Origin of the sequence: Carboxylicivirga linearis (assembly GCF_018271995.1) — a bacterium.
GTDB lineage: Bacteria > Bacteroidota > Bacteroidia > Bacteroidales > Marinilabiliaceae > Carboxylicivirga > Carboxylicivirga linearis.
This window is the reverse complement of record NZ_JAGUCO010000006.1, coordinates 110,184-122,951: the sequence shown is the minus strand read 5'-3', so window position 1 is coordinate 122,951 and position 12,768 is coordinate 110,184. Positions and strand designations below refer to the sequence as shown.

Below are 12,768 nucleotides of genomic sequence, written 5' to 3'. Positions count from 1 at the left end.
GCGGTTTAAGATAAATCAAACAATGTTACGAAGCGCAGTTTGATGAACAGCTGGAGCAGGCTCCCATGCAATCGCCTTTCACCACAGTATCTTTTGCTGTAAAAATGGCTAGTTCATCTTTTTCCTGCAAAAGAATATTCTCAACAGGACTCGCTTTTTTGGCTTTGTAAACAGTTAAACCCATATCCATACACATTAAATAAGTTAACAATGGCATACCTTCGGTAATAATGGTTTTAACTCCTCGGGCTTTTAGCTGAACACAAAGGTTTCCAATGTTTCCAATGTCGTATGAATGTGGCTCCACCATGTAAGCCTTATCTTCATCATTATAAATACAACCAAAGTCGGCACTAATTAACGGACCAACAGTTGACTCTTCTGGTTTACTGGTTCCAGTCATTGGCAAAAATACTTTCATAATTGTATTGTTTTTGATTCTACCTTTATTTGAGTAATTGATTACCCAAAAGAAGTGCCAAGAGAATTAGGTATCAGATATACAGTTGTTAAGGTTTTTGTATTGATGTAGTTTGCTACAAAAATGTAGCTTTTTAAAGAAGGATGTCACATAAAAGTGGTGTTGTTGTTTGTGATTTTTTTAAGAGTATTATCTTTAAAAGGCATTAGACTAACTTTTCCAAATCAACTATTATGAAAAAAATCCTGATTATTACCTTTTATTTCATCTTATCAAATTGTTTACAAGCGCAGACTAAAGAATTAAGTTTTTCTTATTCACCATTTTCAATTTATCGCTTGGGACATACTAATGAAGAAGGTTTTGACGAATCCAGCCATTTTGTTTTAGGCGCATTCAATTTTGATTATTACAGTTACCTTAATAATTGGTTGAAGGTTGGGGCTAATCTAATGTATGATAGAGAGGCTGAGAAAGGGGTGTATTCGGGGATGTGGAATAGGGATGTACCGTATGAAATTACGAATAGTATTTTTGTGATAGCTCCACAGGTCGATTTTGAATATCTGCGTAATCCATCTTTCAGACTGAGTAGTGGACTGAGTGTTGGCTATACTATCGTTAATGGCTCTAAATCTGATGATAGAGTTGTTACCGAAGGAATGAAGAACGGTTTTATTTTTCATGTTAACCTTATTAGTTTTAGGTGGGGACGAAAGAGGGGGCTATACGGCTATATGGGGTTAGGTCATAAAGGCTTTTTAGGTTTGGGTTATTTTGTGCGGATATAATAGTAGTTTTGACGTTTCAAAATACAATTATGATTGAAAACAGAATATTAGTTGTTGACATTGAAACCACCGGATTTCTTAACCAGGGCGGGAAAATAGTTGAAATTGGAATGGTTCTGCTTAACCTTGATAACGGTGAAGTAGAGCCCATTTACGAATCATTAATTCGCGAACCGGGTTTTGACCGAAGTCATACCTATGGAAGATATGGTTGGATTTTTCAAAACTCAGATTTAACACCGGAAGAGGTGATGGAAGCTCCAACTCTGGAATCGCAACGCGAAGCTATTCAGTTTTTATTTGATAATCATCGTGCAACTGCTTTTAATAAACGTTTCGATTTTGATTATTTACGAGATAGAGGTTTTCGCATAAACGAATTACCTTGCCCAATGATTGAAGCCACTCCTATTATTAAATTGCCCTCGCGAAACGGTTATGGCGGATATAAATGGCCAAAGGTAGAAGAAGCCTGGGAATATTTCTTTGGTAATACAGGTTACATTGAAGCTCACCGTGGAATGGATGATGCAGAGCATGAAGCTAAAATTGTATATGAGTTATACAAAATGGGAGCTTTTGTGGTGTAAGGTATTCAACTCATAACTTTGTCTTATCTTTGTCACCAAGTACGGGTTAATTAATTTAATAGTCTGTACACAAACATCTTTACTTAAAGGAAGAATATGAAATTTGAAGAGTTCGGGCTAAATGCCAGAGTGTTGAAGGGAATTGAAGAGCAAGGCTACAAACGTCCTACTGATATTCAGTATAAAGCCATTCCTGCAATTTTAAATGGTGAAGATGTTTTGGGTATTGCGCAAACAGGTACAGGTAAGTCTGCTGCCTTCGCTATTCCTATTCTTCACCTCTTGCAAAAAAAACGTGCAGCTAAAGAAGCAGGTGTTCGTTGTATTGTAATGACTCCAACTCACGAACTGGCTCTTCAGATTACGGATGTATTTAAGAAGTTAGGAAAGGATACAACGCTAAAGTTTACGGCAATTATTGGTGGAACAGATCAGGATAAGCAGGTTGAACGTTTGAAAAAAGGAACAGATGTAATTATTGCTACTCCTGGTAGGGTCTTTGATTTAGTTAATCAGGGACATTTGAAGATATACAATGCCGAAATGTTGGTGCTGGACGAAGCAGATCATATGTTGGATCTGGGCTTTTATAAAGATATTCAAGATCTAATAAAATATCTTCCTAAGAAACGCCAAACATTGTTTTTCTCGGCTACCATTGATAAAAAAATCAAAAAGCTGGCTTATTCATTGGTAAGAAAGCCTATCCGTATTCAAATATCACCGAAAGACCCTGTTGCCAAAAATATTGAGCACTCGCTGGCGCATATCGAAATGGATCATAAGCGATTTTTTCTGGAGCGTGTGGCTACATCCTATCCCGATAGCCGTATTTTGGTTTTTGTGCGAACCAAGGTGCGTGCAGAGCGTGTTATGAAAGCGATGGAGCGTGTAGGGGTTGATAGCGTAACAATACATAGCGATAAATACCAGGATGAGCGCACCAAAGCCATGAATTTATTCAAAAATGGGGATGTTAAAATGTTGATTGCAACCGATGTAAGTGCCCGTGGTATAGATATCCCAAGTGTTGATTATGTAGTGAATTACGATATGCCGGATCAGGCTGAAAATTACGTTCACCGTGTTGGCCGAACCGGTCGGGGAAAGCAAAAGGGATTTGCCATATCATTTTGCAGCACCGAAGAAAAGGAACTGTTGGAAACCATTGAAAATTATATTGGGTATCAGCTGCCGGTGACAGAGTTGGATAAAGATGATTACCTAGATACGCTGGATTTTTCAGCAGAAACCAGTACAGATTGGAAGAACCTTATGAAAGAAGCAGAGCAGATGGAAGAAGAAGTATCTAAAATCAAACGCAAGAAGAAGAAACGATAAAGATTATGTAAGTTATGCTTCTTATTCTTTTGCTATGGAAGGTATTCAAAATCAATTTTATTCATTGAGTTGAAAAGGTTAATTCTTGCTTTAGGATTTAATTCGGTCATCTGTTCAACTATTTCACGTGCTTTATATCTTATGGTATGATCTTCATACGGGCATTCACGCTTTAATGATGGGAATCCCATTATTAAAGCATAATGTTTCATTTCACTGTTGGTTAAAAATATCAAAGGTCGTATCACCTGTATTTTACCATCAAACATCTCTAGTTGGGCGGGTATAGACGAAATGTTAGCATGCTGAGCCATATTCATCACAAGCGTTTCAACAGCATCATCCAAATGATGACCAAAAGCAAGTTTTTTAATACCCAGTTCATTGGTCAGTTTAAATAGCTCTTTACGGCGGTTTCGCGAGCAAGCAAAGCAAGGTTTTTTATTGCCTGCAGTTTCCAGATTTGCTTTGGTATGAATCAGATGTAATTTTACATCCAGCTTATTACAGAAATCCGATAGCCAATCCACATCAATCTGGTAAGGAACATCTTCAGTAATTACATGTGCAGCATGAATATGATAATGGATAGGCAATGCTTTTCTGCGACATGAAAGAATTTCGAGTAAAGCCAAGCTGTCTTTGCCTCCCGAAACAGCCACAAGTATATGATCATCTGCTTCAATCATATTGTATTGGTTGATGGCTTTACCCACTGTCTGCCTGATCTTTTGAACCGTGTATTGTTTTTGCTTTTTGCTTTCGAACATGGGGCAAAAATAGTTAAAAAAAGGAGTGAGTGTTAAAAGCTTTATTATTATATTTGACACCTAACAAACATAATAATATGAAAAAATTAAAATTATTTATTCTCTTTTTAAGTATAACCTTCTTTACATATGCTCAAGAAAAAGAGTTAATTACTACAGCAGGATTGAGTTCAGTTACTCAGGAATATTTGATAGATGTATCAATTGGAGAACCCATAATAGGAAACATTGTTGGCTCAAATTATCAAATATTTAACGGTATGCTGTTTGTGGAAGAGTCTCTTTCTACTTCAGATTCTCCTTTAAAAATGGATAATATCTTAAAGGTTTACCCTAATCCATGTAATGATGTTGTATTATTTCAGGGTATTGATGCAGAGAGGGTTGTTGAGGTTTGTATCTATGATCTTGCAGGTAAGATGTTAGAAAAATCTAAGATCAAGAATAATACGATTAATGTATCCAAATTATTGTCGGGAGAATATCTTCTTCATATACAAACTGAAAAGGAGCTATACCAAACAAAAATATTAAAGAAATAACCATATTATGAAAAAATTATTAAGCGCCGTTTTATTATTTATTACCATTATTGCTGTTGGTCAGCAATCTGCTCCTCAGCATTTCAACTATCAAACTTTAATACGTAATACAGATGGAACTTATGTTTCTAACGCTGATGTATATATAAAAATATCCATTGTTCAGGATGCACCGGATGGTGATTTAGTTTATAACGAAGTACAGCAAGCTACAACAAATGATTATGGATTGATTAATCTTAAAATCGGTGAAGGAATCACCAATGATGATTTTTCATCTATTGAATGGGGGAGTGCGCAAATGTTTGTAAAGGTTGAAGCTTCTATAGGTAATGAACAGAATTATTTTGAAGTAGGAGTTAATCCGTTTAGCAGTGTGCCTTATGCATTATTTGCCGAAAAAACAGGCACTGATTACAAAGTACCAACTGGAACGGGAATTTTAAGTTTCAATACAGAATCTCCGGATGGGTATGGGTTTACCGGGAATAAGATTACTACAACCAGACAAGAAGGAATATGGTCGGAAGAATCATCTTTTGTAAATGGTAGAAGGTATCCTGTCGTTTGTGCAACGGATACAGAAATATATGTAATGGGAGGTGAGAGTCAGTCAGATTTCACAAGTGCACTTTTTGAAGCATATAATTTAAACGATAATACATGGTCAGTAAAAACCGATTTGCCTTTAGGTAGGGTGCATGCTGCTGCAACATATCTTAATGGGAAAGTTTATGTAGCAGGAGGATTTAAAAGTGGTTCCAATACTGCAGTTGTAGATGTGGATGTTTATGATCCAGCTACCGATACCTGGTCAACCATAGCCAGTATGAATAACGGTAGATGGGGGCTTTCTTTGGTTGCATTTAATAATAAATTGTATGCAATTGGTGGTTTGGCAGATTTATCAAGTACAAATGTGACTAATATTGAGGAGTATGATTTCAATACTGATACCTGGAGTATAGTTGCAGAAATACCTTATACTTTAATCGGGGCTAAAGCAACCATTTATAATGGTAAAATATACATAGGTAATGGGCGCGAGAGCATGTCTGGATCAAAACCAATTAATAATTTTATGGTGACATATGATATTGATACAAAGGAATGGGAATTGTTGCCAGCAATGAACCAAGGGCGAGTATCCTATGCTATAGGAGTAATTAATAACAGAGTTGTTGTAGCTGGTGGTTTTGATAATGAGAATTTTGTGTCAAGTACAGAAACATATGATCCAATAACCAAAACATGGTTTATTGAGGGAGATTTATCTAAGATTAAGGCGGGATTAACCGGTGTTACTGTTAATAACGATTTTTGGGTTTTTGGGGGTCATAACAGTGATTTAAAACTAAATGATGCTGAAAAATTAATAATGAAGACTGTTAGCGAAGATATGTATATTCATGTTTCGGAATAGATAATAAATAAGCAGATTTCAGAGAGGTAGGCAATAGTCTACCTTTTTTTATATGCATTTATATTCTCATTTTTCTTTCAAAGTCGATAAAAATTAATGAATTTATTTTCAGATATATTCTTTAATAATGTATTTAAATAGATTTCACTAAGTTTTATTATACAAATAGATATTCAAGTGTTTTTGTTTGAGTAGATATTTCGAAATCTTGTAAGTTTCGCATGGTAATTGACTATTTAGAAAATCGTTTTTGTTTTAATATAGTAGTTTTCATATTTTCAATTGAGTAATGCTAAATTATCTATACTCACCCCTCCCTGAAACAGTCATCAAAATCTCATCGTATGCTTCAATTATTTTATATTGATTATTGGCTTTTTCAACTGCTTAACTGATCTTCTGTACCCTATATTGCTTTTGCTTCTTGCTTTCTACCTTGGGCAAAAATAGTTAAAATCAATTTTTGATTTAAATGAAAAAAATGCGCTTTTTTCAACAGTTCTATTTTTTAAGAACATGACTAACTATTTCTGTTTTTCATATCGCAAAATATTCATTCACTAATTAGGAACACTTTAATTTAAACATATTGTTTCTGTCGTATCAAAGGTTTCTAATAAATGACTTAATTTGTAGTTTTATTTGAGGTTTTTTTTATTATTTATAAAATTGGTAAGAACAATATTAATATTTGCAGATGCTAATAGACGAGCTGCAATAACATCAGTTAGAATTCTATCGCAACAAAGGGTTAAGTTTTTATTTGCTATAAATGAAGAGTTTCCGAAACGTTTAACTAATATGATATTTAAACGATATATGGAAACACCTCTTTTGAAGTATTCAGCAACGAGTTTTATAAGTTTTTTAAATGAAACAAAGAAGCAATATGGGAACTATTCAATTCTTCCTATAGGTGAATGGCAGATAAGACAAATATTAGAAAACCGTCATGAGCTACTTCAAGGAATTGATTTATGTATTAATGATTTGGAAGTGTATGAACGATTATCAAATAAAAAATCATTCATAAATATTTGTACAGATTTTGATATTAAAGTTCCATCTGAATTAAGAAGTTTTCCCACTAGTTTTGCATATAGTTTTGTTATTAAACCCAAAAATTACGATAGTAATAGTAATGTTCTCAAATATCCTTTATTGGTAGATAGTGAAGAATCCTTTAATCAAGTTGTTAATTTAAACCTTGATTTATCGAAGCATTTTGTTCAGGAGTTTATACTTGGTCCAAGTGTTTATTATTGTGCTTTTTATAAGAAAGGTTGTTTGATAAATAATTTTTCACAACTTAACACAGTTCAGCAACCTAATGGAAAATCTGTTTTGAAAGCAGAGCCATTTTCGCTTTCTAATGAATTATCAGAAAAGATAGATCTTCTTTTTGGTAAACTGAAGTGGACAGGGCCTATGATGTTTGAACTTAAACGGTGTGATGCATCAGATGTTTTTTATGCGATAGAGTGTAACCCCCGACTATGGGGACCTCTTCAAATTTCTGCCGATAATGGGGTGGATTTTGTTAGCCCTTGTTTCGACCTTGACCCGATTTTGCCTAACACATCTGTCAAGTGGGGGTACTTTTGGTTATCTGGATATATATCCGGCTATTTATTGAAAAAACTAACAAAGCAAAACTTTCAGAAATTTAAACCAACAGCCAATATTAATTATAGAGAATTATTTTGGCGAAATTATTCTAGAAAATACTTTGTACTTGATTTCTTGTCTCAGTGTAAAGAGTTGATTAAGTGTTATTTATCTAGCTCTGGCAGATGAAAATAGGCCTTTGAATAAATGTTAAGTTCGGAACGTCTAATCCCAATCTATATTTGATACCATACTCTAAATATTTTAGTTTTGAATTAATAGGGTTATTCGTTGTTTTATTAATATCCAAGTCACGATACTCCTTTTTATGAAAGTCTGTAATAATTCCACAGTTCAAAGTAGTCCAACCTGCTTTTTGTAATAAATCTAGGGTGAATCTAATAATATCCTTCTTGTCACAAAATTCTTCTTCATGACCGAGCCATGAATATCCATTTTGAAAAACTAAGTATTTTGTTTTATCTCGAAGTTTAGACAAATAAGATACGGCATGTGCTTCCCAATCCGATTTTGTTTTTACATATTTCTTGTCAAAGTCTTCACCTGCATGCTGAAGTACATTAAAGAACAATAATATGTCGGTATTATCCATTTGTTCAATATCATCGAGGCTAATTCCTTTATTATAAATATTACAATTTTTCTGAATGTTGAGTAATTCTTCAATTACTTTTAAAGCCTTGTAATGTTGAATATATGGTTCATATAAGTTAACCGAACACTGCTTCTCTGTTGCCAGACGAAATGAAAAATACCCTATATTGGCACCAATATCAGTAATATTTGCTTTGGTAAAATCAAGTTTGCTGGTGAAGTAATCAAAGCGCTGATCATCCAGGCGAACGTTTTTATAGGGTAATGTTTTTAACTGTTCATATTTATTAATAAGTGCAGGTGGCAGTAATTGATATAATCCGTGCTTACCATTTGATTGAATATAAGAAAGTAGTTGTTCGACTTGTTTCATGATACTGCCACTATTGTTGTTGAATTTTTATTGTTATTAGCTGTAAGCATGCAAATGTAGTTTTTTAGCACATAACTTAAAAGCTGCAAAAATAAAAAAGGTTTTTGGTACCGTTTTAATAGAAATTTGTGCTATCTCACGTATGACTATTTATATACTATATTTGCAGCTAAACATTGATTATTACTGTTTGTGTGGCTAACTGTATTGTTATCGTGTAATACAGATAATTAAAAAATAGAGATGATAAATAGATTGAGGGGCTTGTTTAAGCAATCATTTTTTTATGGGATTGGTAATTTTTTAACAAAGGCGAGTGGCCTGATTTTAATGCCTATGTATGCTCTTTATATCTCAAAATCAGAAATGGGGTTATTGGCTCTTTACGAAACTGCTTACCTGTTTCTACTGATGATTTCAGGATGGGGTGCAAAAGGAGGATTTACACGTTGGTATAATGAAATGAAAAGTAAAGATGAACAAAAGTCTCTATTTTTCACAACCTATTTTTTTAATGTTTTTACAAGTGCTTTAGGAGCAACTATTACAGCTCTTATATTATTAAATCTTGAAATATTTAATAGTATAAATAGTAAAAAGATAATAATAATCTTCTCTTTATCAAGCTTATTTAAATTGCTGTTTGATGTTCCATTTATTCTGCTAAAGCTGCAGCAAAAAGCGTTTAAGCAAACGGGCTATTTGGCTGTAAATATAATTCTAACAGTACTCTTCACGGTTTATCTATTGCATTATAGAAAGATCGGTTTTCAAGGTGTTTTTCTGTCTCAACTGCTGTCAAACGGATTAACCTGGCTTATTGTTTTACCACTGATATCAAAGAACTGTAAAATAAAATGGCAGAAAAAATTATTGGGCGAAATGATAAACTACGGTTATCCATTGGCCATATCTAATATTTTAACTTTGGTCCTAACTGTCAGTGATCGTTATATATTGGAAGCGTATTATTCGTTAGAGGTTGTGGGTAGTTTTTCTGTTGCCATTAAAGTTGCCAACTTACTTCAAGTAATTGTTGTTACATCTTTCGTAACATCTTATACGTTCCAGTATTATAAATCGATGCATGAAGATGGTGTTTCCCGGTATCATTTAAAAACATTTACCTATTTTATTCTTTTTATGGTGGTTTCAGGCTTGGGTATTGTGTTTTTTGGAAAAGAAATAGTTTATATACTAGTTGCCGGGAAAACAGAATATTTTGATGCTATTACCGTTATTCCAATACTTATAATAGGGTTGTTGTTTTCAGGTGTGAGACAGGTCTTTGTATTGCCTTTAACCAAGTTTAAAAAAACCAAAATCATTTCTGTAGTTATGATTATGGCAGGAGTTATCAATATAGGGCTTAATTTAATTGTAATTCCTAAATTTGGTAAGGAAGGCGCTGCTTTTACAACTGCCATTAGCCAGTTGTTCGCTGCTGTTTGGTTTTTCTATAAAGTAAATCAGCTGGAGAAGATTAATTATGAGTGGAAGAAAATTAGCGTATTTCTTTTTACAGGAATATTATATTGCCTTCTATTTTTTATAATTCCATCAATATCATTATTTATAGATATTGTAATTAAAATATTACTTCTCTTGAGTTATTTTGTAATGCTATATTATTTAAATGTATTTGAGGAGATAGAAATACAAAATGCTAAACAAGCTTGGGCCAAGTGGCGGCATATATCGATGTTTAGAAGTAATATTAATAGTTTAAAGAAATAATTATTAAATGAGATTATAAAATATGAAAGAGTCTTTAAATAATATACAATTAGAATATGTTTTATTTCATTTAAATCAACATATTGAATTAGGTTATTTAAAGTCAATGTTGAGTTATGGAGAGGGAAGAGGTAGTATTTTTATTCCTTCATCCGATTCATCTTTGAGGACAGATTTTTTCTTAAACTGGGACGGTAAAAAAATACCTGTATTGTTTCCAACTTCTGATAATAAGCGGTTTTATTCATTACAAAGCGGTCGATTGGTTTTTCATCACGACCTATTAAAATCAGCCTTTTATTTACTTTCTTGCTGGCAAGAGAAGGACTCGAAAGAGAAAGATTTTATGGAGCGTTTTCCATATGAAGTATCTATTCAAAAAGAATTAAATATCATTTATATACCCGTTGTTAATTATTATTTTACTATAATAATACAGGGTTTAAAAGAGTTGGCAAAAGTATCTTCTATAACTGTGAAAGGGAAAAGACTTTCGGATAACGGGGTTTTTCTTTTGTCGCATGATATTGACAGGGTTAGTTATTATCACTGGAAGGAATCGGCCTATAGAGTTTTGCAACTGTTTGGTTTAAAGAAGTTGACATATCCACGTAAGCGTCTGTTAAAAGCAGTTATTGATTCTGTAATACCAACCTTTATTCCAGGATTAAAAGCAGATCCGCATTGGAATTTTAAATGGATGAGAGATGTTGAGAAGCAATTTAGAATGGTTTCAACATGGTATTTTCTAAATCAAGATGGATCGGATCATGATGCAAAATACTTGTTTCATGATCAAGGTATTAAAAATGTAATGGAGTACTTGCATAATGATTCTTGTGAAGTAGGATTGCATGGTTCGTTAAAGACTGCTGATAGTGTAGTTAATATGAGTTTTGCGTTATCTGAATTAAAGAAAAACTTTATGTATGAAGTCGATGGTGTTCGGCAGCACTTTCTTCGTTTTTTTATGACAGAAACGTTAAGTAATCAGCAGGCTGCCGGTCTTAGATATGATACTACTTTGGGCTTTGCAGAACACGAAGGCTATAGAAACAGTTACTGTTATCCTTATAGGCCTTATGATTTTGAAAATGATAGAATGATGGATATTTGGGAGTTTCCACTTCATGTAATGGATGGTACTCTTTTTAACTATCGGAAGTATTGTTACGATCAGGCTTATAACCATATTCAATTACTCCTTAATGAAAGCAAAAAATTTGGAGGAATATTCACTATGCTTTGGCATAATTCATTCTTTGATGAGTACGAATTTCCTGGAATTACAGCGTTTTATCTATCTGTTTTGAAATTAATAAATGAAGAAAGTTTTGAAAGTTACACAGGTAAGGCTTTATTGAATAAATTATCAACTTAAATGGTTTTCAATAGTTTGCTCCATCTCCTTAATAATTGATTGGTAAGTGAAGTTAGCCGAAATAAATTCATATCCAGAGTTCCCTAACTGCATTCTGTATTCGTCATTGCTAATCAATTGCTCCATTTTATTTGCTAAGTCGGAGACATCGTTTTTTGTGTACATTAAGCCACCGGCTTGTAGTCTTTCGGTATTTGTATTATCCGCTTCCATTACTACTGGAAGTTTGCAAAGTTGTACATCAAGTGCACTAAGTGTGTTTTCTTTTGGGAAAACAGCTAAATCCGCCATGTTGTAGTATGAGTTTAACTCACTTACTTTAATGGCATCTTTTATAATAATTTGGTAGCTTACAAATTCTTCTATCTTTAAAAAGTGATTTGAATAATACGGTTCTGTTTTTCCTCCTACCATAACAAGTGTAATTTTGGAAGATAAACCTTTAAGGTACTTCAATGCATCTATAACTAAATGTGGTGATTTAGGTTTGTTAAATTTACCTGCATAGATGATGACTTTGTTTCCTTCAGGAATGGCAAGTTTTTTTCGTAACTCTATGCCTGATTCTTTATTGGGGTAAAAAAGGTTAGAATCAGTGCCAATTAAGTATGGAAATACCTGAGATGGAGCTAAGCCATATTTCTCAATCAGAATATTCTTGTTTTCATTGGCAGTATAAAAAACAGGGGTGTTATATTTCCTCAGTTTCTTTATCAACGTCTTTTTGTGGAAGGAAAAATAAATTCTTTCGGGAAGTGAATTGTTGAACTGATTTAGTAAGGTATGGGTATCGGTACATACCATATACTTTTTATAGAAACTTCTTTTGTTTAAGAGATGTAATCCGGTATATGATTCCAATGCATGAATAAAAAGCACATCAGGGGCTAATTGATCAATTTTAGCAACTACCCCTTTTAATAACAGGTTATATCCTTGTTTCTTTTCATAAAGTACCGGCAGTCTATGAATAGTAACGTTATGTTCCTCTTCAAATAGTCTGTCTTTTTCTTTAAGAGCATCTTTAGATAAATTTTGCCCAAATAAAGCAAGTGAATCAGCCGTTATGATGTGCATCTCAAATTTTTGGCTATGAAATTTTGCCGTAAAATTAAGCTGATAACCCATTTCAGGATGAAAACGATCCTCAATATGAACGATTTTAATTTTCTTCAT

12 protein-coding genes are annotated in these 12,768 nt (G+C 33.3%); 8 read left to right on the top strand and 4 right to left on the bottom strand.

Going from position 1 to position 12,768, the window contains the following annotated elements:
• Window positions 1-25: 25 nt before the first annotated feature.
• Window positions 26-421 (bottom strand): hypothetical protein, encoded by a 396-nt coding sequence (locus KEM10_RS10720; protein ID WP_212215995.1) that lies wholly within the window; start codon window positions 419-421, stop codon window positions 26-28.
• 233 nt (window positions 422-654) lie between these two features.
• Here KEM10_RS10720 and KEM10_RS10715 point away from each other — a divergent pair, with 233 nt between their 5' ends.
• From KEM10_RS10715 to KEM10_RS10705, 3 genes are all read left to right on the top strand, one after another.
• On the top strand, window positions 655-1,212 hold the full coding sequence (locus KEM10_RS10715; RefSeq protein ID WP_212215994.1) for a hypothetical protein: 558 nt from the start codon (window positions 655-657) through the stop codon (window positions 1,210-1,212).
• A 29-nt stretch (window positions 1,213-1,241) separates the two neighbouring features.
• Entirely contained in the window at window positions 1,242-1,802 is a 561-nt protein-coding gene (locus tag KEM10_RS10710) for a 3'-5' exonuclease (protein WP_212215993.1), read from the top strand.
• Window positions 1,803-1,898: 96 nt separating this feature from the next.
• Window positions 1,899-3,143, top strand: a complete 1,245-nt coding sequence (locus tag KEM10_RS10705; protein WP_212215992.1) for a DEAD/DEAH box helicase — start codon at window positions 1,899-1,901, stop codon at window positions 3,141-3,143.
• Window positions 3,144-3,175: 32 nt separating this feature from the next.
• Here KEM10_RS10705 and KEM10_RS10700 read toward each other — a convergent pair whose 3' ends face one another.
• Window positions 3,176-3,913: a tRNA lysidine(34) synthetase gene (locus KEM10_RS10700; protein WP_212215991.1), complete on the bottom strand. Its 738-nt coding sequence runs from the start codon at window positions 3,911-3,913 to the stop codon at window positions 3,176-3,178.
• Between the two features lie 77 nt (window positions 3,914-3,990).
• On the opposite strand from KEM10_RS10700, the gene KEM10_RS10695 reads away from it, so the two are divergent.
• The 3 genes from KEM10_RS10695 (at window position 3,991) to KEM10_RS10685 (ending at window position 7,675) form a co-directional block, all read left to right on the top strand.
• On the top strand, window positions 3,991-4,455 hold the full coding sequence (locus KEM10_RS10695) for a T9SS type A sorting domain-containing protein (protein ID WP_212215990.1): 465 nt from the start codon (window positions 3,991-3,993) through the stop codon (window positions 4,453-4,455).
• Between the two features lie 7 nt (window positions 4,456-4,462).
• Window positions 4,463-5,878, top strand: a complete 1,416-nt coding sequence (locus tag KEM10_RS10690; RefSeq protein ID WP_212215989.1) for a Kelch repeat-containing protein — start codon at window positions 4,463-4,465, stop codon at window positions 5,876-5,878.
• A gap of 669 nt (window positions 5,879-6,547) precedes the next feature.
• On the top strand, window positions 6,548-7,675 hold the full coding sequence (locus KEM10_RS10685; protein ID WP_212215988.1) for a hypothetical protein: 1,128 nt from the start codon (window positions 6,548-6,550) through the stop codon (window positions 7,673-7,675).
• Here the strand turns inward: KEM10_RS10685 and KEM10_RS10680 are convergent.
• A complete protein-coding gene (locus KEM10_RS10680) occupies window positions 7,659-8,474 on the bottom strand; it encodes a DUF1698 domain-containing protein (protein WP_212215987.1) in 816 nt (271 codons plus the stop codon). The two genes, KEM10_RS10685 and KEM10_RS10680, sit on opposite strands and share 17 nt — an antisense overlap.
• Window positions 8,475-8,717: 243 nt before the next feature.
• Between KEM10_RS10680 and KEM10_RS10675 the strand changes: the two genes are divergently transcribed.
• Together KEM10_RS10675 and KEM10_RS10670 are read left to right on the top strand one after the other, a co-directional pair.
• Window positions 8,718-10,211, top strand: a complete 1,494-nt coding sequence (locus KEM10_RS10675) for an oligosaccharide flippase family protein (RefSeq protein ID WP_212215986.1) — start codon at window positions 8,718-8,720, stop codon at window positions 10,209-10,211.
• Window positions 10,212-10,233: 22 nt separating this feature from the next.
• The gene (locus KEM10_RS10670) at window positions 10,234-11,592 is read left to right on the top strand and encodes a polysaccharide deacetylase family protein (RefSeq protein ID WP_212215985.1); all 1,359 of its coding nucleotides are present in this window, start codon (window positions 10,234-10,236) and stop codon (window positions 11,590-11,592) included.
• Here the strand turns inward: KEM10_RS10670 and KEM10_RS10665 are convergent.
• Entirely contained in the window at window positions 11,584-12,768 is a 1,185-nt protein-coding gene (locus KEM10_RS10665; protein ID WP_212215984.1) for a glycosyltransferase family 4 protein, read from the bottom strand. The genes KEM10_RS10670 and KEM10_RS10665 overlap by 9 nt on opposite strands.

What these genes read in the sequence shown, in the direction of transcription:
- KEM10_RS10720 (WP_212215995.1), bottom strand. Translation starts at nt 421, where the DNA reads ATGAAAGTATTTTTGCCAATGACTGGAACCAGTAAACCAGAAGAGTCA.
- KEM10_RS10715 (WP_212215994.1), top strand. Translation starts at nt 655, where the DNA reads ATGAAAAAAATCCTGATTATTACCTTTTATTTCATCTTATCAAATTGT.
- KEM10_RS10710 (WP_212215993.1), top strand. Translation starts at nt 1,242, where the DNA reads ATGATTGAAAACAGAATATTAGTTGTTGACATTGAAACCACCGGATTT.
- KEM10_RS10705 (WP_212215992.1), top strand. Translation starts at nt 1,899, where the DNA reads ATGAAATTTGAAGAGTTCGGGCTAAATGCCAGAGTGTTGAAGGGAATT.
- KEM10_RS10700 (WP_212215991.1), bottom strand. Translation starts at nt 3,913, where the DNA reads ATGTTCGAAAGCAAAAAGCAAAAACAATACACGGTTCAAAAGATCAGG.
- KEM10_RS10695 (WP_212215990.1), top strand. Translation starts at nt 3,991, where the DNA reads ATGAAAAAATTAAAATTATTTATTCTCTTTTTAAGTATAACCTTCTTT.
- KEM10_RS10690 (WP_212215989.1), top strand. Translation starts at nt 4,463, where the DNA reads ATGAAAAAATTATTAAGCGCCGTTTTATTATTTATTACCATTATTGCT.
- KEM10_RS10680 (WP_212215987.1), bottom strand. Translation starts at nt 8,474, where the DNA reads ATGAAACAAGTCGAACAACTACTTTCTTATATTCAATCAAATGGTAAG.
- KEM10_RS10675 (WP_212215986.1), top strand. Translation starts at nt 8,718, where the DNA reads ATGATAAATAGATTGAGGGGCTTGTTTAAGCAATCATTTTTTTATGGG.
- KEM10_RS10670 (WP_212215985.1), top strand. Translation starts at nt 10,234, where the DNA reads ATGAAAGAGTCTTTAAATAATATACAATTAGAATATGTTTTATTTCAT.
- KEM10_RS10665 (WP_212215984.1), bottom strand. Translation starts at nt 12,768, where the DNA reads ATGAAGAAAATTAAAATCGTTCATATTGAGGATCGTTTTCATCCTGAA.